Source organism: bacterium (assembly GCA_023382385.1).
Taxonomy (GTDB): Bacteria; Electryoneota; RPQS01; order RPQS01; family RPQS01; genus JABWCQ01.
Genome location: JAHDVH010000002.1, coordinates 686,501 through 710,312, shown reverse-complemented (window position 1 = coordinate 710,312; position 23,812 = coordinate 686,501). Strand labels below are relative to the sequence as shown.

General features: G+C 56.0%; 25 protein-coding genes. 4 read left to right on the top strand and 21 right to left on the bottom strand.

The features are described from left to right. Positions 1–293 precede the first annotated feature (293 nt). From KJZ99_07335 to KJZ99_07255, 17 genes are all read right to left on the bottom strand, one after another. Positions 294–608, bottom strand: a complete 315-nt coding sequence (locus KJZ99_07335) for a hypothetical protein (GenBank protein MCL4305712.1) — start codon at positions 606–608, stop codon at positions 294–296. A 32-nt stretch (positions 609–640) separates the two neighbouring features. Further along, positions 641–943, bottom strand: coding sequence for a DUF1330 domain-containing protein (locus KJZ99_07330; protein MCL4305711.1), 303 nt, complete (start codon positions 941–943; stop codon positions 641–643). A 3-nt stretch (positions 944–946) separates the two neighbouring features. Next, positions 947–1,612, bottom strand: coding sequence for an O-methyltransferase (locus KJZ99_07325; GenBank protein MCL4305710.1), 666 nt, complete (start codon positions 1,610–1,612; stop codon positions 947–949). After that, on the bottom strand, positions 1,612–2,124 hold the full coding sequence (locus KJZ99_07320; GenBank protein ID MCL4305709.1) for a hypothetical protein: 513 nt from the start codon (positions 2,122–2,124) through the stop codon (positions 1,612–1,614). Before KJZ99_07320 ends, KJZ99_07325 begins: the two co-directional genes overlap by 1 nt. A 32-nt stretch (positions 2,125–2,156) precedes the next feature. After that, positions 2,157–3,416 carry an asparagine synthetase B gene (locus tag KJZ99_07315; protein ID MCL4305708.1) on the bottom strand — a complete coding sequence of 420 codons (1,260 nt, stop codon included), beginning with the start codon at positions 3,414–3,416 and terminating at the stop codon, positions 2,157–2,159. Further along, positions 3,413–3,952: an HXXEE domain-containing protein gene (locus KJZ99_07310; GenBank protein ID MCL4305707.1), complete on the bottom strand. Its 540-nt coding sequence runs from the start codon at positions 3,950–3,952 to the stop codon at positions 3,413–3,415. Before KJZ99_07310 ends, KJZ99_07315 begins: the two co-directional genes overlap by 4 nt. A 106-nt stretch (positions 3,953–4,058) precedes the next feature. Further along, on the bottom strand, positions 4,059–5,924 hold the full coding sequence (locus KJZ99_07305) for a tetratricopeptide repeat protein (GenBank protein ID MCL4305706.1): 1,866 nt from the start codon (positions 5,922–5,924) through the stop codon (positions 4,059–4,061). Further along, positions 5,921–6,994, bottom strand: a complete 1,074-nt coding sequence (locus KJZ99_07300) for a T9SS type A sorting domain-containing protein (GenBank protein MCL4305705.1) — start codon at positions 6,992–6,994, stop codon at positions 5,921–5,923. Before KJZ99_07300 ends, KJZ99_07305 begins: the two co-directional genes overlap by 4 nt. A 42-nt stretch (positions 6,995–7,036) precedes the next feature. Next, on the bottom strand, positions 7,037–7,378 hold the full coding sequence (locus KJZ99_07295) for a hypothetical protein (GenBank protein MCL4305704.1): 342 nt from the start codon (positions 7,376–7,378) through the stop codon (positions 7,037–7,039). Between the two features lie 5 nt (positions 7,379–7,383). After that, the gene (locus KJZ99_07290; protein ID MCL4305703.1) at positions 7,384–8,589 is read right to left on the bottom strand and encodes a hypothetical protein; all 1,206 of its coding nucleotides are present in this window, start codon (positions 8,587–8,589) and stop codon (positions 7,384–7,386) included. After that, a complete protein-coding gene (locus tag KJZ99_07285) occupies positions 8,564–11,947 on the bottom strand; it encodes a hypothetical protein (protein MCL4305702.1) in 3,384 nt (1,127 codons plus the stop codon). Before KJZ99_07285 ends, KJZ99_07290 begins: the two co-directional genes overlap by 26 nt. A gap of 17 nt (positions 11,948–11,964) precedes the next feature. Further along, complete coding sequence (locus KJZ99_07280) at positions 11,965–12,189, bottom strand: hypothetical protein (GenBank protein MCL4305701.1); 225 nt, start codon at positions 12,187–12,189, stop codon at positions 11,965–11,967. A gap of 12 nt (positions 12,190–12,201) precedes the next feature. Beyond that, entirely contained in the window at positions 12,202–12,546 is a 345-nt protein-coding gene (locus tag KJZ99_07275) for a hypothetical protein (GenBank protein ID MCL4305700.1), read from the bottom strand. Positions 12,547–12,626: 80 nt separating this feature from the next. After that, on the bottom strand, positions 12,627–13,298 hold the full coding sequence (locus KJZ99_07270; protein ID MCL4305699.1) for a type 1 glutamine amidotransferase domain-containing protein: 672 nt from the start codon (positions 13,296–13,298) through the stop codon (positions 12,627–12,629). Then, entirely contained in the window at positions 13,298–13,552 is a 255-nt protein-coding gene (locus KJZ99_07265; protein MCL4305698.1) for a zf-TFIIB domain-containing protein, read from the bottom strand. The genes KJZ99_07270 and KJZ99_07265 overlap by 1 nt, the downstream gene beginning before the upstream one ends. Positions 13,553–13,692: 140 nt before the next feature. Then, positions 13,693–14,343, bottom strand: a complete 651-nt coding sequence (locus KJZ99_07260) for a DUF4159 domain-containing protein (protein ID MCL4305697.1) — start codon at positions 14,341–14,343, stop codon at positions 13,693–13,695. A 270-nt stretch (positions 14,344–14,613) separates the two neighbouring features. After that, positions 14,614–14,991 (bottom strand): hypothetical protein, encoded by a 378-nt coding sequence (locus tag KJZ99_07255; protein ID MCL4305696.1) that lies wholly within the window; start codon positions 14,989–14,991, stop codon positions 14,614–14,616. Between the two features lie 242 nt (positions 14,992–15,233). Between KJZ99_07255 and KJZ99_07250 the strand changes: the two genes are divergently transcribed. Further along, a complete protein-coding gene (locus tag KJZ99_07250; GenBank protein ID MCL4305695.1) occupies positions 15,234–16,994 on the top strand; it encodes a T9SS type A sorting domain-containing protein in 1,761 nt (586 codons plus the stop codon). Between the two features lie 80 nt (positions 16,995–17,074). On the opposite strand, the gene KJZ99_07245 is transcribed toward KJZ99_07250, so the two are convergent. Beyond that, positions 17,075–18,385, bottom strand: coding sequence for a 4-hydroxybutyrate CoA-transferase (locus KJZ99_07245; protein MCL4305694.1), 1,311 nt, complete (start codon positions 18,383–18,385; stop codon positions 17,075–17,077). Positions 18,386–18,560: 175 nt separating this feature from the next. Between KJZ99_07245 and KJZ99_07240 the strand changes: the two genes are divergently transcribed. The 3 genes from KJZ99_07240 to KJZ99_07230 all read left to right on the top strand — a co-directional run bounded on the left by KJZ99_07240 (position 18,561) and on the right by KJZ99_07230 (position 19,947). Beyond that, the gene (locus KJZ99_07240; protein ID MCL4305693.1) at positions 18,561–19,025 is read left to right on the top strand and encodes a universal stress protein; all 465 of its coding nucleotides are present in this window, start codon (positions 18,561–18,563) and stop codon (positions 19,023–19,025) included. A 169-nt stretch (positions 19,026–19,194) separates the two neighbouring features. Then, positions 19,195–19,578, top strand: a complete 384-nt coding sequence (gene crcB / locus KJZ99_07235) for a fluoride efflux transporter CrcB (GenBank protein ID MCL4305692.1) — start codon at positions 19,195–19,197, stop codon at positions 19,576–19,578. 9 nt (positions 19,579–19,587) lie between these two features. Beyond that, positions 19,588–19,947, top strand: coding sequence for a DUF190 domain-containing protein (locus KJZ99_07230; GenBank protein ID MCL4305691.1), 360 nt, complete (start codon positions 19,588–19,590; stop codon positions 19,945–19,947). A 73-nt stretch (positions 19,948–20,020) separates the two neighbouring features. Here KJZ99_07230 and KJZ99_07225 read toward each other — a convergent pair whose 3' ends face one another. From KJZ99_07225 to KJZ99_07215, 3 genes are read right to left on the bottom strand one after another with little or no spacing between them, the layout of a single operon-like run. Next, positions 20,021–21,289 (bottom strand): peptidylprolyl isomerase, encoded by a 1,269-nt coding sequence (locus tag KJZ99_07225; GenBank protein ID MCL4305690.1) that lies wholly within the window; start codon positions 21,287–21,289, stop codon positions 20,021–20,023. Then, complete coding sequence (locus KJZ99_07220; protein ID MCL4305689.1) at positions 21,286–22,077, bottom strand: peptidyl-prolyl cis-trans isomerase; 792 nt, start codon at positions 22,075–22,077, stop codon at positions 21,286–21,288. The genes KJZ99_07225 and KJZ99_07220 overlap by 4 nt, the downstream gene beginning before the upstream one ends. Then, entirely contained in the window at positions 22,067–23,806 is a 1,740-nt protein-coding gene (locus KJZ99_07215) for a peptidylprolyl isomerase (protein ID MCL4305688.1), read from the bottom strand. Before KJZ99_07215 ends, KJZ99_07220 begins: the two co-directional genes overlap by 11 nt. Positions 23,807–23,812: the final 6 nt, after the last annotated feature.

Here is a 23,812-nt window from a genome sequence, read left to right as displayed (position 1 = left end):
TCTCTATCGCCTAAGTTTCAGATCAGCGGCCTCGTCGCGCCTCGTCCAGCGGGCTTTACGTTTCCAAAAACGTGCCGCGTGATAGAGATAGCATGACTTTTCACTATGAAATGGTAATTTTCTGATTTTTCTTTGTTTACTTTCACGGTAACAAATCTCGCTACATCATATGCGCATGCAACTGATGAGATGCGAACTTCCAAAGTAGTGGCAAGTGCCTCCGCCAAATTCTGTTGAGCATAAGCGGCCCGTCCAACTGGGCGGGCCGCGTGTCATACTTCAGTCCTTCTTCGCTACTGCACAATCCGGTACACTTCCCAACGCTGCGAGCCGGGCACGATAAATTTCTGCATCTTGGTCGCGAATTCCTGATACTTGCCGCTCCCGACGTCCTGCATCATCTTCTCCCACTCGGCAAGCGACGATACGATCGACTCAACCACGACATGTGACGGTGATGGCCCGATGTGTCCGACCATTACCCGCTCGTTTTGCATCTGCGGCATGCCGGGCGACTTCGACATCGCCTCGCCGTATTGCCGGACAATCTCCAATGCTTCTTTCTGTGTTCCGAACGGAATGTCGAAGTGCCATTGACAAGCAAACATAGCGCTCTCCCCTGATTATTGTGATGTCGTGCTTATCTCTCTTCAAACTCCGCAATCTGCGTCACGCTTCCTACGGAACTTTCAAAATAGGTCTTGCGAATCTCCAAATAGCGCGGATCCGTGAAAAAGTCCACCGACTGCTGTCGGGTGGGAAAGGTAATCATGAAGAGCCGGTTGATTTCGACATCGCAGCACTTCTTCAACACTTCCGGAATCGTAAAGTCGTATTCAAAACATCCGTCGTACTCCGCGAGAATCGGCGTCATTTGATCGCGATACGCCGAATAGCGCTGGATGTCAAGAATCTGCATCGCCATGATACGCTTATACGCCATGCCCTATTCTCTCACCAGCATGAAGCACATGCCGTCGTAGCCCTTTGAACCGACTGTTTGCAAAGCCGTCACTTGCAGGCGCGGCTCATTGCGCAGATAATCATTCATCCGGCGCACACCCTGAGTCATTGGTGAATCACTCTGCGCGTTGAGAATGTCCCCCTCACGAATCACATTATCCACGACAATCAATGTGCCGGGACGCGACATTCGCAGTGCCCATTGCACATAATGCACGTTGTTCTCCTTGTCGGCATCAATGAACACGACGTCGAACACGTGCCCCTCGCTCTGCAGCTTCGGCAGCGTTTCCAATGCGGGGCCGATCAGCACTTCCACCTTGCGCTCGACTCCCGCCCGAGCCAAGGCGCGCTTTGCAACCTCGGCATGCTTCGCATCGACTTCAAGTGTGATCACTCGGCCGTCGGCGGGAATCGCACGGGCCAGCAGAATCGCACTATAACCACCGAGCGTGCCGATTTCCAGCACATATTTGGCGTTCATGGCGGCGGTCATGATCTGCAGCAGCTTCCCTTCCAACGGAGAAACTTGAATCGCGGGAAGTCCTTCCGCCTCCTGTTCGTGGATTACCGCTTCAAGCACCTCGTCGTGTTTGACAAAGAGTGCTTCAAGATAGTTGTCCACCTCGCCCCAGAGTTCCTGTGTCATCACTCTTTGCTCCGCCCCAATCTGAAGTGCTGCCGGAAAATTTCTGTGCCGGCGTGCTCGTAGAGCACCTGTTTGGTCATGACCACCGAGTCCTGATGACCGATGTACATTCCCTGAATGATGTGCGCAGAGCGATTATTGTCCACGCCGCCCCCTTGAAACATCAGCGTCGTTCCGTTCTCGGTGACACGCTTATTCGACACGAACCATGTCTTGTCGTCGATCAGGATGCGTCTGCCATCTCCGGAAACCTGCCATTCGCCCCACTGAAGCACGTTCTCGCCGTTCGCTTTTTTGTAAACGACGCGCGTGATCAACTTGCCCTGTGCTGCGCCGGCGGAGAAGCGGGCCGGGACGGTCACGCGTGTGGTATCGTCCAGTTCATCCGTATACGTCAGCGTTCCCTCCCACTCGCCGACTAAACCCAGCAAGTCCGAAAAAGAGATTGTGGGCTGCGCCTGCCCTGCGATCGTAATGAACAAGACAGCAACAAGAATGGAAATGTTTCTCATGGCGAACGAGCAGACTTTACTACGCAAATTTCTCACGTCTTCAGGTCTTTCTTCCGCGCGGCGGGAAAGAGAACATTGTTCAGAATCAAACGGTAGCCGGGCGAGTTTTTATGCAGCGCAAGATTGGTAGGCGGGTCGCCGACCTGATGCCGGTAGTCTTCGGGGTCATGACCGCCGTAAAATGTCCAGAAGCCATCGCCGAACTTGCCGTGAATATACTTCGTTTCCTCTGTGCCTTCGCGTAATCCCAAAACTGTAACAGTGGGTTTCAGAAACTCCTTGTGAAAGGCGGTCGTCTGACCGAGAAAACCCTTTACCACATTTGTGTGACATTGCGTGAGCATCGTCGGCACCGGGTCGAACTTCGCAGAAAAGTCAAACAACGTGAAATAGTCGCCCTCTCCGCCCTGTGCCAGCATGCCGGAAGTCGGACTTACGTCAATGGACGAAAACTCATAGACCATCGGGTCCGTGATCAATGAATAATTCTGAAAAGCCAGCGCGTTCCCGTAGTCCATTTTGCTCGCGTAATTCGGATCAATTCCGTCGCCGTCAAATACTGCCGCGCAAATGTCTGTGGCTGCCGCTGCGAGCGCGATGTCGTAACTGTCTGTCGCGCTGCACATCGCAAACAGGAAGCCGCCGCGGCCGATATAGCCTTTGAAGGTGCGGGCGACCGCGAGTTTCATCTCTGATACCTTGCTGAAACCGAGCGACTTGGCGCTCGCTTCCTCTTCCTGTACCTGTCGCATGTACCAATCCGCGTTCCGATACATCGAATAGAACTTGCCGTATTGACCAGTGAAATCCTCGTGGTGCAAATGTACCCACTCGTATTTCTGCAGCTTGCCTTCCAGCACCTCACGGTCATAGATCACATCAAAGGGAATCTCGGCATAGGTCAACGCCAGATTGACCGCGTCGTCCCACGGTCCTTCGCGCACTTCGTCGGGAGCGTAGATCGCGACCTTCGTCGCCTTTTCCAGCAGCACCACCTCCATGTTGGCATTCTCAATCTCGAGATAGATATCGCCCGCGCTCCCCGCATTCTCTGACTTGACACCGCGCAGCCGGCAATCCGCCGCGATGCCTTCGTCGTATTCCATCATGAAGCTGCCGCCGCGGTAGTTCAGCAGCCACTCCACTTTGATCCCCTTTTCCAGCGCGTCATAGGCCACACCATAGGCCTTCAAGTGGTCGGATTGCGAGAGATCCATCGGGATAAGCAGCTTCTGCGCGAAAGCGGAAAGCGTAAAAAGTGCTATCGTCAGGAAGGCGAACAGTTGTTTCATGAAATTGGATCCGAATCTGGTGACTTGGGTGCGGCCCGTTCGAAGCGCTTCTCGCGAGCGTGTGCAAGCTCACGCGGAATGGTCAGAAAAAGCAAATGCAGAACGAGGCCGCCCAGTATGGAAAGAAAGAGCAGTCGAAAGCCGATCTCCCACGTCATGATATAGTAGTAGAACGTGTAGAACGTGAGCGGCAAGAGTATCAGAATCGCCGTGAAGGTGCCGGGTGAATAGCGTGACGATGAGATTGAAAGAGTGATGTGAAACCACGCATTGACAAAGAGGATACCCATCAGCGGCATGACAAACCACATCTGCTTCAGCCCCACGTAACCGACCAGCGCATAGATCGGCCAGCCAATCACAATGTTGATGACAAATGCTGTCGTCGGTGAAATCGGAGAACGGTCGGACTCGCTCCTAAATACATCCTTGTTCAACCAGCGAAGAAATCCGCCCGGAAGCACGTACTCTTCAAATTGGTGCAGCATCAGCGCGGGAAGCGCCGACCAGAACATCCATTCGGGATGCTTATACAACCATTCAAATATTGTTGCTATCAGTTTTCAGTACCGGTATAATAAATAGAGGTGCGTCGGCGAGAGTGCCGCATTGGACACGGTCCATGTCTAACCAGTTGCAGTCTTATGAAACCTTGTTGGCAAGCACGCGCGCTTTGCGCCGTGCCTGTTCCAAGTAGAGCGAGCGGGGATACTCAATCAGGTATTCCTGCAGCATCTGCAGGGCCTTGTCTTCCTGATGCAAGTCTTCGAGCGTAATCACAGCCATCATGTATTTCACGCGCGGCAAATCCACGGATTCGGGAAACGACAACACGAATGTATCCAAAGAGGCAATCGCCCGCTCCGGCTGTCCTGATTCACGCAGTGCCTCGGCCTCTGAGATGCGGCTCCACTCCGCGAGCCTGCCATACTTCAGAAGGGACGCGGCTTCTCCGTATTTCTCGGCAGCTAAACCGTGATTCTGACGAAACGACGCGTAGTCGGCATCGGCAAACGCGCGCAAGGCCCCGTGAAATCCGCCGCTGCTCAACAGCGCCTGATAGAGGACTGCATCGTTGAATGAGATGTTCTGTGTGCTGCCGCTCAGAATTGCTTCGAGTGCTTTGTCCGCAAGTTCAGTCGAGTCACGCCAGATATTCGCTCGCGCAATCCTCAGCTGCGCTTCCGCCGCATCGTCCGTCACCTGCCCGCGTTGCGGCGCAGCTATCTGCTGCCACGCCTCGATAGCAGGCGCAAATTCTCCGAGATAAGCGTGCGCATCCCCGATTCGCATCGCTGCCTGCTGTTTCAAAGCGGTGCGCGAACGCTGGAAGATCCCGCGATATTCAATCAGAGCTTCTTGTGGATTTTGTTCGTGCTCGAGCAGGATTTCCGCGATCCTGAAGCGCGCTTCCTCCACGTCCGCAGATTTCGGGCGGCGCTCCAGAAACCGCTGATACGCAATCTTAGCTTCCGTGTAGTTGCCCTGGGCCTCGAAACATTGCGCTAACCCAAGTTCTGCGCGTTCAGACAGCTGCTCGGACGTGTTTCGCGCCAGCACTTTCTCAAATCCGCGTCGGGCAAGCTCAACTTCACCGTCATTCAACAGCTGCTGTGCGCTGCCGAGAACTAACGCACCACCGCTTCCCGTCAGAGAATCCGCCGTCATTGTGGCGGACAGCGACTCTTCAAGTCTGCCGGACTTTAAAGCATACCCCGCGTACATACGCCAGACGCCGGACTCCTTCCTGTCGCGCTTGATGGCCTGTTCGAGCACCGACATCACCGTCGCGTCCACCGTCGAGTCATCCGGAAAACGACTGAGGTAACTCTGTGAAATCTGCCACGCGCTCGGTGACGACTTCGCGTGAAGCAGCAACTCCTCGGTCGCGCCGGCAAAATTCATCTGCGCCTGCAAACTTGAGGCAAGCTCCAATGCCATAAAACCCGGCATCTTCGCATCCTTGCGATAATCGCGTATCAGCTTCTCACTCGCCTCCCATCTGCGGTTCCGCTGTAACAGGTTCACCAACAAACGCCGGGCGTCCGGATTGTTCTGCTGAGTTGAAAGCGCCGCATTCCACACGTCCCACGCTGCGGACTCGTCGTCACGCGCCAGCTTCACTTCCCCCAAGAGCAGCGTCAATTGGAATTCGCTGATAGGGTCCTGCCACGGAGTAGCCGTGCGAAATTGAGATTTCCTGATCTGATCCTGCAAGAACGCCTCGGCCTGGTCAAACTTGCGCAGTGCCATATAGCACTTGGGAATCCCCGTAATCGCACTCGCGTCGTTTGGCGCAAGCTTCAACACTTCGTGCCAGGCTCCCAGCGCGCCGTCGAAATTCCCGCGCTGCTCTTCGCGTCGTGCGCGATCCGCCTGCATTTGTTCTGGCGAACGCGGCGGAGGTTTTATCTGCTGCGATGGCCCGGGCTGAATAATAATCTGCTGGGCAACAGAAATGCCGCCGAGCAAGAGTATGGCAAAAAGTGTCGAGAGAATGTATTTCATTTCATTAGGATTAACGGAATCACCCGCGAGTCGTCTTGAGTCGTCAGTCGACAGAAATATTTCCCGCTTGCGGCGGAAGAAGCGTTCCAGAATAGCTGATGCGTGCCCGGGACATACATACCTTCCGCCAACGTCGCCACCTCGCGTCCCAGCAGATCAAATACTGTCAGTGCAACGAGGCTGCGTTCGGGCAGCGAAAAGCTGATGGCGGAGCTTGCGTTGAACGGATTGGGAAACGCTGAAAGCCTAAGCGAGGACGGCAGCTCGGGTCGTTGGTCATGTGAATTCAGCAGAATTGTCAAAGGAAAAGCCGCAACCTGCGCACCGCCACCAAAAGACCCGTCCGTTGTGACCTCCGTAAACGCGCAAAAAATCGACCCGCTATACTCCTTCAAGATCATCCCGTTCAACAGGTGGTCTGACGCGACTGACTGCATGTGCAAATTGGAGTTGAATGATCCATCCGACTCCAGCCCCAGAAACCAGATAGCCATATTGGCCTCGCCGCGCACAAACATGGCAAGCACGAAACGCGCGTCGGTCGTGCGGAGCACTTCCCAACTCGTTATATACGAACGCTGCGGCAACGGTCCCGGATCCCATGGATCTATCTCCGTGGTATTGCTGCCATCATATATGGTCATCCACACGCGGAAGGTGTTCAGCGTCGCGCCGGGCCGCACGGATGCGGCGATGCACGTCAAGACGCTCCCGTCAAAATGAAACGCGTGACCCGCCGCACTTTCTCCCGCGTTCAAGTCCTCTTCGCGCAAAACAAGACTGTCAGCATATACCCCCTGCGCGTCAAACTCATGAAGAACCGTGCGTATCCGCCAACCCGTGCCCGTAAACAGACCCTGTTGCGACACGAGGCGCGGTTCGCCATTTACCAAGTAGGAGTAGTATGTCTCCCCGATAGACAGCGTATCGCTGTCAATCAACCCTCCGTCAGGACGAAACCGGAACACCAACTGCCCGAGAGCGAAATTCCGCACGGAGACAAAGTATCCGTCAGCGAGCGAGAGGAATCTCGGAAAGAATGCGGGCGACAAGTGTGTTTCCTCCAGCATCGTCCCCTCCGGGGAGAAAAACTGGAGTGCCGTCTCCTGCAGTCATTCATGGTAGATCATCTTTGCCCACGCGCCGCTCGAAAGCGTGCGAAACTCGACGCGTTGCGGGCAGCTTACGACACTCGTGCTCCCGATGTCAATTGTGTCAAGCTCGCCGATGATATTCCCTGCAAGATCCACTTCCCGCCCGTATGCGCCGATCCATTCTTCGTTGGCACTCGCCCATGTGCAGTAGATTGTGTTTGCAGCAGTAATCTCAATGGTCGGAAAGAAGAACCGTTCGTCGGTCGCTTCATCGAGCCGCACCGGATCAAACTCCGGCTGCGCAAACGCCGACACGGCGACAAGCACGAGCCATACTGAAACATGCTTCATGGTCTTCATGCGCGTTACTCCAATCTGTATTGCAGGTAATAGCAGGCGTTGGCTGCGGCAAGCGTCTCCGAGGTCGCGGCCGTATATGCTGCGAACAGTTGATTGTTGTGCCGCACTGCGGAGAATTCCTGTATCGATGGGCTGACTTCCGCGCGGGGGGTGATGCGGCTCCAGTAGCCGTCCTCGCCTAAACCAAGCACCGCCAATCGCATGTGCTCCGGTTCGCTTTCCAATGCAAGCAGATACGGAAACTCTCCACCCGAGGGCACAGCACGGAACGCGACATATTCACCAAGCGACTCGCGTTTCGCGCGTGCCGAGTGTTGCGACTCGCGGCGTGTGCCGTTCAAAACGTGAGTTTCGAATTCAATCTCCCGTGAATCGGGTCGGCGATAACCGCTCACGATGAACAGATCTCCCCCGCTCACGAAATAGTCCGTCCCGATCTGCTGCTTGGCGGGATACATGCGAGCAACGGTCGTGCTGTCCGCCCAACTGCACAGCCGACCCATTTGATAGATATGAAAGGCACGCTCGGACGACTTCACCATCGTCACCCCGTTTGCTCCGGCAGCCGCAAAGTCGGGACTGGGAATCTCCAGCGTATCGCGGCTTAACTCGCGGCCCGCACGTTCCAGCCACACGGAAATCAATCCGCGCTCCAGTGACGACTCATAGAGAATCAGAAAAAGCGTATCCACTTCGATCGGGTATGTCATCACGGCAGGTGCAGCAAGCCAGGCCGCTTCGCGCTTTCCTGTGCTGTCACGAAAAACGATGAAACTCTCTTGAATACAGCTGTGCGCGACCAGCGTCGCCGTCCCGTGATTCGCAAACCGGAAACGGTCAAGCTCCGGAATACACTGCACCCACCGACGATTCATAAAATCGAAGCTCTCGGGCCGCGAGAACGTCTTGAGATTTTCGTCCCACGTCGTGCCCGCGCCGCCGATGCTGTCGGTGTGAAACTCCACCCACTGACAATACAGCTCGCCGCTCTCCTGCCACGCGAGTCGTGGAGAAAAAATCTGTTCGGCAAGTCCGGCATCCAAACGCACTGCCTCCGGAGCGCGGGCGCAGCCAATCAGCAGTAGGATAGTCAGAACAAACATCGCGGGGCAAGTCTGTTTACCCGCCGCCGCGATGTGCACTACCATTTGCGGGCGTCCGCCGAGGAGGCCCTGCCCCGAACCGTTATTGCCACTTGGATAGGGCTTCAAAATACTTGCGCACCAGTTCTTCGTAGTCAGGTGTGAATTTCGCATCCAGCGCGCGCAGCAAATCCTCGCGCAACTCATCGCTGCCCGGTTTCTTCGGAAGTTCGCGAGGCGACGAGCGCACCATATCAATGCCCGTGTTCGATTTGCGCTGCGGTGAAAACTCGCGTTCGCGGTTCGCACGCTGGAAATCCAGCAGCTTGCTTTCTATCTTGTTCTGCCGTTCAATCGTCTCTGGCGTGATGCGTTGCGCGCGCAGATCTTCCGCAACCTTCTCCATGTCTTCCTTCAGACCGTCAAGCCGCCCGACCGTCTGACGCGACGCTGCAGCTTCCGCCTGCAATTCCGCAGCCGACTTCGCCAACGCGTCCTGCTCTGCGGCCAATCTCTGCATGGCCGCTGCCTGCTGCTGCGAAATCGTCCCCTGATTCTGCATCATGCCCATGGTCTGCTGATTGATCTGGCCTTGCTTCTGCGACATCCCGCCGGCTTTGTTGCACATGGAGTTGCTGTTCGGCTTGTTGCATTGGCTCTGGCATTGCTTGCAGGCGTTGTTCTGCTGGCGAAGCGTCTCGTTCAGAGCGGCCATCGCCTGCTTGCGATAGTGCGATGCCGTGCGCGAATCGCGTTCCTGCGTGGCGTTGCAAGCCGACTGCATTTGCTTGATCGTCTCCTCCATGGACGCCATCAGTTTCGGCGTCACGGCCATTGACTTCTTCGCAAGCTCCTGCATGTCCTCCTGAATCCGCTTCATCGCCTGCTTCAGATTCTCCTGCTCTTCGGCAAGCTCGTTCATCTGCGGACTGTTCGGGTCAACATTCTGCGACTCCTGCCAAAGCTGTTCCTGACGCATGGAGAGGTCGAGCATCTTGTCGCGCGCCTTCTCCATCTCCATCATCGTTTCCAGATCCTGATTGCTCTGCATCTGCTGACGAAGATTCTGCATCTGCTGTGCGAACTCGGCCATCTTCCGCTGCTGCTTCTTGCCCTGCTTCTTGGCCGATTGCTTCTGGCCCATCTGCATGTTCTGCGAATTCTGTTCCATCTGCTCGGAAAGCTCTTCCTGCTGCATCTCCTGATTCAGCTCCTGAGCTTCCTTCTCGCCCTGCAGTTGATCCTTCTTCATCTGCTCGGCAAGTTTCTTCATCTCCTGCTCGATCTTCCGCATCTCCTCGGAGAGCTTCTCCTGCTGCTTTGCATTCTCCTGCGCACTCTTCGGAGAATCCTGATCCATCTTCTCGTTGAGCTGCTCCTGCTGGCGTGCGAGTTCGTCCAGTCGTCGAGCAAGTTCGTCCAGCTTCTTCTCGGCCTGCATCTGCTTAAGCATGTTGAGCGTCTGATCGAGTGCCAGATTGAACTGCTCCTGCATCTTCTGGAAATTCTCCAGTGCCTTGCGCATCTCCTCCGGCGTCGGTTGCTGCATCGCTTCGTTCAGCTTCCGCATTGCCTCCCGCATCTCGGGGCTGATGACCTCTTCCACCAGCTCACGGATCTGTTCCATCTTCTCCATCACTTCCGGAGAATACAGCGAACGTATCTGATTTACCATCTGCTGCTGTTCGATTGCCTGCGAAACCTGCTCGAGCACTTGCGTCATCTGCTCCTGCTTCTCCATCAGTTCCGCGACTTCCTGCTTGCGCTCGTAGCTCATCTCGGGATTCGACTTGAACTCTTCGACCGCCTTCTCAACCTGTTCGCGCAAATCTTGAGATTCAGAGAGCAATTCTTCGAGCGTGATCGTCCGGCGTTCCTCCATCTGTTCCTGCCGCTCGAATATCTCCGCCATGGACGGGAAACGCAGCAACCGCGTTTCGCTCTTCGCCCGCTTCGGTCCGCTGATCCGGTCGTTGTCCCACACTTCCACAAACATCAACACCTGATCCTCAGGCAAGAGCTGCAGCGGAGTCAGGTCAAACGCCGTCTCGGCAATGCAGCGCCCGGGTTCAAGCATCCGATAGTCCAGCGCGAGCTTTTCAAAATTCTCGTCTGCAATATCGCCCGGCTGATCCCACGGCGACGTCCGGTAGTAGCGCAAGTTCATACGCGAAAACCCGTAGTCGTCCGCAGCGCCCGCCACCACCGCCACCTTTATATCCGCGGCGATTTCCAAATCCTGCGCAGGCTCAAGCAGCGTGATCACCGGAGCTTCGTCCGGACGCGCATTGATGCGATAAATTATCGGATCACGGCTCTCCAACCCGTCGCTGCCTGTCAAATGGATATGATAGGTGCCGCTTTTTGACACCGTAAATTCGCCCGATGCCTTGCTCCCGTCCAAGACCAGCGCAAGCGTCTCGCGCGGAGTCGCCGCGTTCTCGCCTAAATCGAAAAACTCCAACACCGCGCGTGACAGCGGTCTGGTCGCAGAAACCGTCACTTTCGCCTTCGTTCCGATGACCGCCGAAATATCCCCCACATTCTCTTCCAGCGTCTTCGCTTCAAGACCTGTATAGGCCGGCGGCGTGAGCGTCACCGACAGATAGCGCACTGCCGGCAGTTCTTTTATGGTCGCCGTATACTTCGCAGTCTTGACGTTGCCTGAGTATGCCCAATAGTCAAACGTCGTCGCCAACCCGCTCCACGTGACGGTATATTCCCCGTTCTCGCCGCCCACTCCGAGCGGTGCGTCCGCCGTGCGCCCGCGTTCCTGACGCGTGATCGTCACTTCATTCGGATACTCGCCTGTGGCCTTTACGACTATCTTCAGTGAATCACCGCGCACCAGCTCCACATCGCCCGGCTCTATCGTCAACGTGAATGCCGCCGGAAGCGAGTAGTCCTTATCCGGATTCATCACACGTTCCGCCGCCGACATCAATGGCCGTCCGAACACAATCAACATCGCGATCGCCGCGACCGAAGTAAATAACGCGTAACGCGCACTCCTCCGCACGCGCGTCTGGTCCGGCAGCGTCGCCGGCGCAATCGGCACAAGCTCTTCGGCCACTCCGCGGCCTGCCGCAAGAATCAACTCCGGTGATACACCGTCCCGCTCTGCGTTTTCAACCTTGTCAAGCAATTGCAGCGCATTCAGCACGCGGTCACGAATCGTCGGCATGCGCTCGGCATATTGCCCCGCGAGCTTCTGATCGTTCGGTGCGAACACAGTATATTTGAGGATCGGCCAGAGCACGCCCAGTCCCAGCGCCGCAAGTGCCGACAATCCCCACAGCGCAAACAGCACCGCACGCGTCCCGCCGCTGAAGTGCCCCAGCGATTCGAACACCAGCACCAATAACGTCACGGTCACCAGCGCGGCCAGCGCGAACAGCGCATGGCTCTTCAATGTATTGAAGAGAACGGCGCGGCGCAGCCCCGCCATCCAGTTGCGAATCGTCGAAAGTACTTCCCGAGCACCCATAAGCTATTTGTCCTTCGTTATCTGACGCGTTCGCGCATCCGTTCGGCTATTCTGTCGCGTTGTATGCGCAATCTCGCGACGGCGTGCTTCAATCTCTCCCTCACCACCGACGGCGGCAATTCCCCCGTCTGTAAATACTTGTATCCCAGAATCGCGCGGGCAAAATACCAGCCCGCAAGTTGTTCAACGGCATGTCGTACATGCCGGCGTGTGCGCGGTGCGCGTGCGCGAAGCAGACTCAATGCGTGTGTCCTTTACTTTGCAAACAATGCCTGATACAACAATACCAATGCAACCGCTCCCGCCAGCGGATGAATCAACGCGATTCCAGCCGGCACCGGAGCCTTCATCCGTCTCAAGGCAAACAATCCTATCCCGCCCATCGCCGTGATCAGCGTGATCAAAAACGCCAGCCACGGTGTCGGATTCGGCGAACTCGTTGCGTGAATGACAAAGAATATCACTCCCGCAACGGCCAACCCGCCGTGGATCCAGACAAATCTCATCTTCGCGGGAAGCTGCCGGATCAGCGACCACAGGGGATTAAATCCCACCACCGCCGCCAGCGTCAAGAACGCTGCTGCCAAATAGAGATACATTCAGCGATCTCCAAGTTTCGTTTCAAAACGGAAAATTGGAAGCAAGTATAGAAAGAGCAGAACTCTGAGTTTGCTGTTTTCTATTTTGCCTTCACGGCCTCCAGCACCGCTCTCGCCACTCCTTCGCTCGACGCCGGATTCTGTCCCGTAATCAGTTTGCCGTCCACCACCACTTTGGGCTGGAAATTCTCCGCAGTCTCAACCGTCGCACCCTGTTCTTTCAACTTGCTCTCCAGCAGGAACGGCATAAACGTATCCAACTGCACGGCCTTCTCTTCGTTATCCGTGAAAGCCGCCAGCGTCTTACCCTCTACGAGCGGTTTGCCGTCGGTAAGTTTCACGTCCACAAGTGCCGCTGGTCCGTGACACACCGCCGCTACGACTTCCCCGCGCTCATACATTTCCACAATCGCCCGCTGCACCCGCGCATTCCCCGGCAAATCAAACATCGTCCCGTGACCGCCCGGAAAGAACAGCGCGTCATACGGCGTCAGGTCCACTCCCGACAGCGCGCGTGTGTGCTGCAGCAATTCTATCTCTTTGGCGAACTTCTCTTTACTCTCGTCGGTCAGACTGCGCGGATCGATCGGCACCACCCCGCCCGCGGGACTCGCCACCGTCACGCGCGCGCCCGCTTCCATGAATATCTGATGCGGCACCGCGAACTCCTCGAGCCACACACCCGTCGGATGTGCCGAGTCAAACTGTGCCGTATTCGTCAACACAATCAGTATTGCAATCAGCGTATCCATTAGTCGAATAACTCCGAAAGGAAACTCTTGCGCTTGTACGGTTTCTGATAATACGGCTGCTGCACGACGACCTGAGGCTGATGCTGCTGGGAAGCTTGTGCTGGACGATCGTCGCGGTCATCCGCCGCGCGCTCGATAATCTTGTCCAGTTCCCCGCGATCAAGCCAGACTCCACGGCACTTCGGGCAATAGTCGATTTCGATCCCTTGTCGTTCTGACATCACCAGAGCCACATTACAAGTCGGACAATTCATCTCTTCTCTGTCTCACCTTTGTTGTTTTGTCTCGCTATTTCAATTCTTTCGTGCTAACCATTCGGATTCTTGCCGTCATCCTGAAAAGATCTACGCAAAGGATTCTCTCGCCCCACGCGCAAACCACAACGCCGCTCCGCCTATTCAACTCCGCGCGTCAGCGCATACACCAGCACGTTCGTTCCCATCTCCAGTGCCGCCTTGCGCTTTTCCGGCGGATCGTTGTGAATCTCTTCGGCTTCCCAGCCGTCGCACAAATCGCTTTGATAGTTGTAGAAGCACACCATCACGCCGTTCACGAACAGTCCGTATCCCTGCGCCGGCGCTTTGTCGTGCTCGTGAATTTTCGGCAGTCCGTTGGGAAAGCGATGAATCGCGGAATAAATAGGATGTTTGAACGGCAGCTCGTACCACTCCGCGTCGGGCAGCACTTTCTTCATTTCGCGACGGAAGCTCGCATCCATCCCGTAGTCGTCGTTGGCAAACAGAAAGCCGCCCGCATTGAAATAGGCGCGCAGGTTGTTCACTTCATTCTCCGAAAACGACACATTGCCGTGTCCATTAATGAAAGTGATCGGATAGCTGAACAGTTCCAGAGAACTCGGAGCGACCGCCTTGGGTTCGGGGTCGAAATCGGTTCCCGTCGTGGCCTCCGCGTATCGCAAAAGGTTGGCCAATGCTCGCCCGCCGGAGTACCAGTCGCCCCCTCCGTTATACTTCATCAGGCCCACTTTCAGACCCAAATCCGCACCCAACGAGGCACTCGCCGCACCCAAAAACAGCGCGCACATCACCGCCCTCGCCGCTCTGCGCTGCAAGTTGCTATACAAAGTCTTTATTTTCAATGTCTAATCTCGCTGATCTCCGTTCCCCACATCCACTCTTAAACTCTTGGAATTTATAGTTGGTTGCCGAGGGGCGCACCTTATTCTTGCCTCCTCGCCTCTCCAGCTCTTCCTAACTCCAATGCCAAAACACTGTAACCAGAACTTGAACAAATGGTTATATAAAATCTATCTTTTTGCAAAAATCTCTTGACTTTGCGTAAATTCTGTTGTATATTAGCCTCGTGCTGGGTGCTTCCTAAGCCACCACACAATCCCCGCGTACGCCAGATACTCCGCCGCTATCGCCCCGAACCGCCCCCCGTGCGTCAGATAACCAAAAGTCTCGATCGCGCACACCCCGGCCATCAGCCCGTACGGCCACAACATCGCCCGCCAGAGTCCGTTCGATCTCCGCACATATCCCCAGATAAACACCACCGCCGCGCTCGCAACGACTAACCAATGCACCAACAGCAGCCACCGCGGAAACAGCGGATTGCTCACCCGTGGCCACGGCACAGCCAATCCTACCCATTCCGCAAGCCCCATCGCCGCCCACACCCCCAGCCCGATGTGAATCAGCAACAATATAATATATATGCTCTTACGCATTTGTTCGCGTTCGCGCCGGAAGGCAGACTCCCCCAAGATAGAATCATGTAATATAGCAAATCCATGGTCACATACGCAACAAGCGAAGTTCTTTCTTTGCAAGTGGTTGAGCGTACTTTGTGCCCTCGTCACTCAAATCTGATTTTGTTCTCCCCGCCGCTTGTGGATCCAGACCTGCGCACCTACCTTGATGATTACGTTATTGGTGGTTTCCGTCCCGCAAGTCCCGAAAGGAGCACCCCATGTGCCGCCTCGGTTTTGCTTCCGCGCTGCTCTGTCTCGCTCTGACCACCGGCTCTCCTGCACAGCCCTTCACCAACGTCGCACCTGATCTCGGCATTGATGTCTCCTCACCCTGGGGCGACGTCTTCGCACTCGACTTCAACAGCGACTCCCGCAACGACATTCTCTTCACCAGTCGCTACAACGGCGCCGGACACTACTTCGAGTTTCAAAACGGCGTTTACGTCGAACTGCCCATCGGTCTGCCCGACGGTTCAACAGACGGATATAAAGTCATCCCGATGGATTTCGATCATGACGGCGACATGGATCTGCTAATCGGCTGTTACCACTATCGCGTCGCGCTGATGATCAACGAGGACGGATTCCTTGTCGACCGCGCTCAGCAGTGGGGACTCTCGTCCAGTACCGGCAATCGCGACATAGCTTGCGCCGATCTCGACCACGACGGCTGGATGGATATCATTCTTGGCTACGGCAGTGCCGGATGGAAAGTCTATCGCAACACAGGACACTCGTTGTTCGCCGACATCACCGCACAAACCGGATTGCCGCCGATCTCAAGTTTCCATCGCTTCTGTGAATCGGACGTGGATCTCGACGGCGACGTGGACCTGTTCATGACCCGCACCGATGGCACGGACTACTTCTTCGTCAACTTCGCCGGAGAATTTGAAGATCGAACGCTTTCCTCCGGTCTCAGTCAGGCGATGGGTCGCGGCGGCTGTCTGTGGGCGGATTTTGATAACGACAAATATCTCGACCTGCTCACCGGCGGAAATCAGAAACACACCATCTGGCATAACAACGGCAATCTCACGTTCACCGAGATGACCGTGCACGGCACCGGCGTCGTCTTTGACGTGCATGCCTACGCCGCAAACTATGCCGTTGCCGATTTCGACATGGATGGCGACCTCGACATCTATGCCGGACAGCCCGACGGCGGATGGTGGGGAGCAAAACCCAATCAGTTCTTCCGCTGCGACAGCATCGTCGGATTGAATATCTACTTCACCGACATCGCACCCGAGCTCAATCTCGACTTTTACGCGGACACCAAGCCGCACTTCTACGACTACGATCAGGACGGCGACCTCGACCTCTTCCTGAGAATGTACGGCGAACCCTCGCGGCTCTACCGCAACAATGTCGGCTCACAGGATAGACTGCTTGTCAGCGTCGTCGGCCCGGATGGTGAACGCGACTGCTGGATGACCCGCGTCGAAGTCTACGAACATGGCACCGAGACGCTTGTCGCCGCCGCCGAATCCAATTACGGTGGTGCACGCCGCGACGGATTGGATCACTACTTCACTCTAAACGGCAACGCGTCCTACGACCTCCGGCTCTTCTTCGCCAACGGTGACGTCATGCTGCCGGAAATCTATGAAGGCTTGTCCGGCGTGATTCCCGCCAATGTGCAGCACAAACTCGTCGTGCGCCGCGGCGTTGGAGTCGAAGAAGCCATTTCCGTTTCGCCCTCTGCACCCGTGCCGCAGGACTTCTCCGTTTCAATCTTTCCAAATCCGTTTAATGCGCTCGCAAACATCCGCTTGAACGTTCCGGAAAGCTCGGAGGTAACCGCGCAGCTCTTCGACGTGCAGGGTCGCCTTGTCAACACGCTCGCGCGCTCCAGATTCTCCGCCGGTTCGCACACTCTGCAATGGAACGCGGCGAGCGCAAGCACCGGTGTCTATTTCCTGCGCGTGACTTCACCTTCGTTCACTTCCAGCAGCAAACTCGTGCTCGTCAAATAGCCGCTTGGCCTCTTTTCCAAAAAGCAAAGCGGGCCGGAATTTCCGGCCCGCTTCCATAAGCGACGGAGTAAACAAGTTCTCTAAATCAACTGTCGCTGCTGTGCCGCATACTTCAACTCGTCGCGGAACTGCGGATGCGCGATGCGGATCAATGCCAGCGCCCGCTCACGTATCGTCTTCCCGTGCAGATAGGCCACGCCGTATTCCGTCGCGACATAGTGCACGTCCGCGCGCGACGTCACCACGCCCGCTCCGGGCGACAGCGTCGGTGTGATGCGCGACACGGTGCCGCCCTTGGCTGTGGACTCAAGCGCAATAATCGGTTTCCCGCCGTTCGAGCGCGATGCCCCGCGCACGAAGTCCACCTGTCCGCCGAATCCCGAAAAGATCGAATGCCCGATCGAATCCGCGCACACTTGACCGGTCAAGTCCACCTGCAGCGCGCTGTTGATCGAAATCATCTTGTCGTTGCGCGCAATCACAAATGGATCGTTCGTGTGATCCACCGGACGAAACTCCACCAATGGATTGCTCTTCACAAAATCATAGAGCAGTTTTGATCCGAGCACGAAGCTCGCGATCATCTTGTCCTTATGCAGATTCTTCGCGCGACACGTGATCACACCCGCATTCACAAGCTCGACCGCGCCGTCCGAAAACATCTCCGTGTGCATTCCCAAGTCGCGTTTGTTGTGCAAACTTGCCAGCACCGCGTCCGGTATCGCGCCGATTCCCAACTGCAGACACGCGCCGTGCGGAACCAGTTCCGCGCAGAATAATCCGATCAACTTCTCCTGTGCCGACGGAGTCTTGCGCGGCAGCTCCGGCAATTCATGATCGTATTGCACCATCGCCCGAAACACCGACTTGTGTAAAAAGTTCTCGCCATACACGCGCGGCATCTCGGCATTCACGAGCGCAATCACATTCTTGGCGTGACGCGCTGCTTCAAGTGTGCACGCGCAGTCAATTCCCAAACTGCAGTAGCCGTGATGGTCGGGAGGCGTCACCTGAACCAGGCAAGTATCCACGTTGAATGCACCGCTGCGGATCAAGGCCGGAATTTCGGATAAGAATATCGGTGTATAGTCTGCCCTGCCCGCATTCACCGCCGGCCGAACATTCGCCCCCGTAAACAAAGCATTCGTCCTAAAACTTTTCTCCATCCCGGGTTCGGCATAAGGTGCCGGCCCAAATGTCATTAAATGTGTGACTTCCACACCTTCCAGCTCGTTCGCCCGCATCGCGAGCGCGTCCACTAACAACTGCGGGACAGCCAATCCCGAACCCACAAACACCCGTTGACCCGACGACACACAACGAAGCGCGTCAATTGCTTCATCCAATAGCTCCTGAGGTGCCGGTGTCCGCTCAATTATATGGCTTGACATTTCTACTAACGCTAACCTTCCTCGATTCCCCGAACCTGACCGTTTCAGTCAAATTACATTTATGGGAACTTAATCTGTTTTGATGAATGTAAATAGAGGGGAGAATTGAATATTCTCCTCCCATAGTATACGATTTTAGCCGATTCTTTTCAACGCATCCAACAGGAGGGTCGTCATGCTTCCCTTCCGAAAAATCCTCTGCCCGGTTGACTTCTCAGAGCCATCCACGCGGGCCTTGGTCGCCGCCGAAGAACTCGCGCGACGCTATGAAGCCGAACTGCATGTGCTGCATGTCGTGCCGCCCGTTCCGCTTGTCGAACTGCCCCCCGGCTCCGGCACCGTCGCCTTCGACGTCAAGAAGTATGAAACTGAACTCTTGACGAGCTATCAAAACTTCCTGAACGAAATCATTACTGCAAACATCAAGCCGGGCGTGAACGTATCGCAGCATCTTGAAATGGGTGATCCCGCGCACGAGATCATTGTCATGGCCGAGGAGCTGAAAAGCGATTTGATTGTCATCGCAACACACGGACGTACCGGATTGCGCAGATTCTTCTTCGGTTCTGTCGCTGAAGCCGTCGTGCGGCGCTCGCCGTGTGCCGTGCTCACGATTCCCGCGCACGACTTGACCACGTAGGTCCGTTCAGTCTGCGGATGAATAAATCACTTTCTTCCTCCGGAGTCCTTGACAAGCCGGACGAATCCTGCTATTTTCTGTAGTTCGTATGGGCTTCGCACTCGGACTGCTCCGCGCGTTTATGTTCCGCCGCCGCCCGCCAAGCTGAATTCAATCCAATCATTCCCGCATGAAAACTCTCCTGCTGACGTTCATCGGTGGTGGAATCGGAGCAAGCGCGCGATACTGGCTCACCGGTCTGATGTATCGTCTGATTCCGACGGGATTCCCCATCGGCACCTTGACGGTCAATCTGCTCGGCTCGTTTCTGCTCGGCCTTGTGATGGAACTGCTGGCCAGCAGGTTCGTCGCCGACCCTACCCTGCGCGTATTTCTCTGCATCGGAATTCTCGGCGGATTCACCACCTATTCGACGTTCAGTTATGAAACCATCGCCCTGCTGCGCGACGCACAATATCTTTACGCCGCGTCAAACGTGATCTTAACCACCCTCTTGTGTTTGGTCGGCGCGTGGCTCGGCCTTGAGTTCGGACAGTTTCTTTCTAATTCCTGAGGTGACATTATGGTGCTGGAAGGCGAAGGCAAACTCCTGCGCATCTTCATCGGCGAGACGGACAAGCTTGGAAATCTGCCGCTCTATGAAGCCATCCTGAAGGCAGCGCGCAATGAAGGTATGGCCGGCGGAACCGTCCTGCGAGGCATTGCGGGCTTCGGTGCTAACAGCCTGTATATCCACACGGCAAAAATTCTCCGGCTTTCCGAGGATATGCCCATCGTGATTGAATTTGTCGACTCCGTCGAAAAAGTTGATGCCTTCGTCAAGCGCGTTGGCGAACTCATTGAATCCGCGCAGTGCGGTGCACTCGTGACGGAAGAAAAGGCGCATGTTATTCAATATCGCAAGAGCGACAAGAAATCCTGAAGCTGTTTCGTTCTCCTTGATTACGAAAAAGCCCCTCCGATGAGGGGCTTTGAATTGTCGGTCGCTTCTGCCGTTACTTGCGCTGAACGTAAGTCTCCGCGGCAATCTTCTCTATCCACTTCCTGAATTCTTCTTCCTGCTTTCTGGCCAGCGCAAGCTGCTCGATACGATTGTAGTCCTCCTCGAGCGATATCTTGCGTGAGTACACACGATCCGTCACTTTCAGCACGTGCACTCCGAAATCCGTGCGGAACGGTTCCGTGACTTCGCCTTTCAGCTTTCCTTCGAGCGGCTTGCGGAATTCGTCGGGCAATTCGGCCGGACTGAACCATCCGAGATCCCCGCCGTTCGCCGCCGTCTTCGTGTCGGCGGACAAATTCAGCGCAAGCTCCACAAAATCCGCCCCCCCGCGCAACCGCTCTGTCAATGCTTTGCCGTCCGCCATCGTCTGCTGCTGATCCGCTGCCGCAGGTACCACTTTGAAAAGTATGTGATCCGTGTTGATCTTCTCGCCTGTGCGCTCGTTCAACCGTATCAGATGCACGCCGAACTGAGTTACCACCGGCTCGCTGATCTCGCCGGGCTCCAGCGCATAAGCGACCGCTTCATATTCCGGCACAAGGTCGCCGCGGTGTGTCGTCCCGAGTTTGCCGCCGCGTGCCGCCGTGCCGGGATCCTCCGAGTAGCGCGATGCGAACTCTTCAAACGTCATCCTGCCGGAGACGATTTCCTGCCGTGCGGAATCCGCGCGCGCAATTGTGGCGTCAATCGAAGACTGCGAGACGCGGTCCTGCAACAAAATGTGCGAAAGCCGTATCGCATCACGCAACGGAGGAATCGAATCCTTGACTGAGTCCCAAAACGCCAGCACTTCGCTGCGCGTCACGCGAATATTCGACAACCGCTGACGCCGGATGCGCTCGATTAACAGCGTCTCTTCGACGAGTGAGCGGAACTGCCGCTTGATCTTCGGCAGCGGCATACCGTAATACGATTCGAGCTTTTCCTGTCCGCCCACCTGATCAATCAAATTGCTCATGCGAATGTCTAACTCGCGATCCACCTCTTTTTGCGACACCGTGACCGAATCGGCTCGCGCACGCGTTAACAACAGCTTCTGCGCGATCAAGTCTTCGAGCACGAGTTTGCCCAGTGAATCCATTTGAGCTTCGGACAGACTCTCAAGCTTCCCTGATGCGCCAAGTGAGTATTGAAGATACTGCAACACCTCGGACTCGAGAATTATCTCGTTGTCCACAACGGCAAGAATGCGGTCTATCACCTCTTCGGCGCGCGAGACCAGCGAGACGGCAAGCAGAATAGCTAAAACAAATCGAATCATTGTGATTGGGTTACTTTCGCGAGGCGCGGCTGATAGCGGCTGCGCAATTCGGTCAGCCAGCGCTCCTGTCTTCTTTGACTCTGCTCCACCAGCAACTGTTCCCGAATCTCCAGACGGACGGCGTCGAGACTGAGTTGCGTGCCTTTCGGATATACTTCGTGAAGCCGCACGAGTCGGTAGCCGTCGCCCATCGGCAGCACCGGAGTCAGGCTGCCCGGCGGCAGCCAGCGCAAGGCCGCGAGCAGATTGTCTTCAAGCTCCGACGTCTCCGCCAGCCATTTCCCTTCCCAGATGACAAACCCCGAACGCAATTGCGACGTGTCCGCCTTCTCCAACGCGCGGCGAAAGACCTTGAGCGAATCCTCTGATTCACACCAGAATCCTTCAATCAAATAGCTGTCGCTTGGGCGCTTGAATTCGCCCTCGTGCTCTTTATAGTAAGCCGTAATCAGCGAATCATTTATTTCAGGCTGCGGCTCGCGTGCCAACAGCGTCGCCCGATAGTAATTCGCCAGCATCTTGCGCGACCTCTGCTGTACAACGGGATCGTCAAGTAATCCTGCGGCTTCCGCCGCTTGCTCCAACATCGACAAATCCACCCACTCGGAAACCACTGCGATGCGCTCCGCTTCGCTCGCCTTCTCGTAAGGCTTCTCCGCCCAGAACTCAAACTCCGCGCGAGTTAATCTGCGGCTGCCTACTTCCGCTATCACATCGCTCTGCTCCGACGGCGTGCAGCCGACTGATAGCAGCACGAATGCCGCCATCAGCAGAACCCTATTGATCACGCGCTGCGCGCTCCTTTCGTTCCGCAGGCAGCGGCCACATTGCGGCGAGTTTCTCCTCGTCCACAGTTATCGGGTAACGTGCCAGCAGCATCTTTTCAAGCTCTTCCGTCAATGTTTTGGTCCGTGCGACGCGGTTTTCACGGCGGGCGTCAGATTTCGCTTCCTCCCACGTCTTCGTGCGCGACGGAAACACATCTATTAACTGCACGATCGAGAAATTCTTGCCGATTTTCACGAGGTCTGATATCTCGCCCGGTTTCGAAAGTCTGAATGCCGCGCTGCCGATCAACCCGAACCGCTTCTCTTCAAATGGTCCGATGCGGCCACTGTCGCGCTTCGTGGATTCCTTCTCGTTGAATTGCCAGGCGAGCTTCTGAAAATCTTCGCCCTGCTTGGCGCGCGCGAGCACGCGTGCCGCTTTTGTGCTGTCTTCCTTGATGAAGATTTCCCGTATCGTGCGCGTCTCCGGCTGCACGAAATCCTGTAAGTTGCGCTCGTAATAGGCGCGATCCGCGTCCTCGCTCTGATCGAGTTTGTCCGCGATCTCAACCTTGTCCACCAGCCGGATGATTGCCGACCGCTGCTGTGCCTTCACGTCAGGATCGTTCTTCGCGCGCTTCGTAAAGCCTTCCTTCTCCGCCACGTCTTCAAGGAATGCCGGCTCCACTATCGCGTGGATGAGATCTTTGACCGACTGCGGATTCTTCCAGTCCACCCGATAGGCATTCCCGCCAACCTTCTCAATCATGTCGTTGACTGTCACCTTGCCGAGCTTGTGCGTCGCCGCGACGCGATCCTTTTCCTCCTGCGTGAACATCGGCCCGAGTTCCTTGTTCAGACTCATCTGCGGATCCTGCAGCTTGGTCACAAAGTCCTTGGTCGTCGATTCGTCTATCACGAGCTTGTATTCGTCGTGCAGCTTGTTCACATAGTCGCGCGCGCGATCGCTTAGCTTTTGTCCTTCTGCTTCGCGCATGCGCAGCATCAGATCGTCCTTCATCTTCTCAAACGGCGGACGTCCCTGCACTTCGCGAGTCGAGTCCACCCAAATCAAATGCCAGCCGAACGGTGACTCCACCGGACCAGCCAATTCGTTCGGCTTCGCGGCCCATGCCGCCTTCTGGAATTCGTCCACCATCCTGCCCCACGGAAACCAGCCAAGATCTCCGGAGTCGCGCGCGGTCGTCGCATCTTCGCTTAACAGCGCAGCGGCTTCTTTGAAACTGAGGCCGCCGTTGATCGCCGTCTTAATGGAATCTATCCGGCCCTTCAACCGCTGTCGATCTGCCTCGCTCGTGTCCGCCGCCGATTTCTTCACCAGAATGTGACGCGCGCTCACTTCCTTCGCGGAGTTGTTGTAATACTCCCGCAGCGATGCCTCGCTGATCACCTCGTTAATGACTTTCTCCTGATAGAGCAGATCCAGCGCCTTGCGGCGCGCCGTGTTCTCAACGTTCTGCGCGATCTCGGTGTTCTGATCGTATTTCCGCGCGAGTCCTTCGAGATACTTCGCCTCCTCCAGTGCCATGTCGCGTGCGACTTTCTTGCGTTCATCCAGCGTGCGCTGCTGAATGTTCTCGTCGCTGCGGAACTGTGTGGTCATCGCTTTGCGGTAGCTGTCCTCGCTGATAATCGAGTTGCCCACTTTTGCGACGTAAGGCTCTTTGGAACCGCAGCCCGCTGCCAACAGTATGGCCAGCAAACTTAGTGCGGTCATCAATCGTTGCACGGTTGC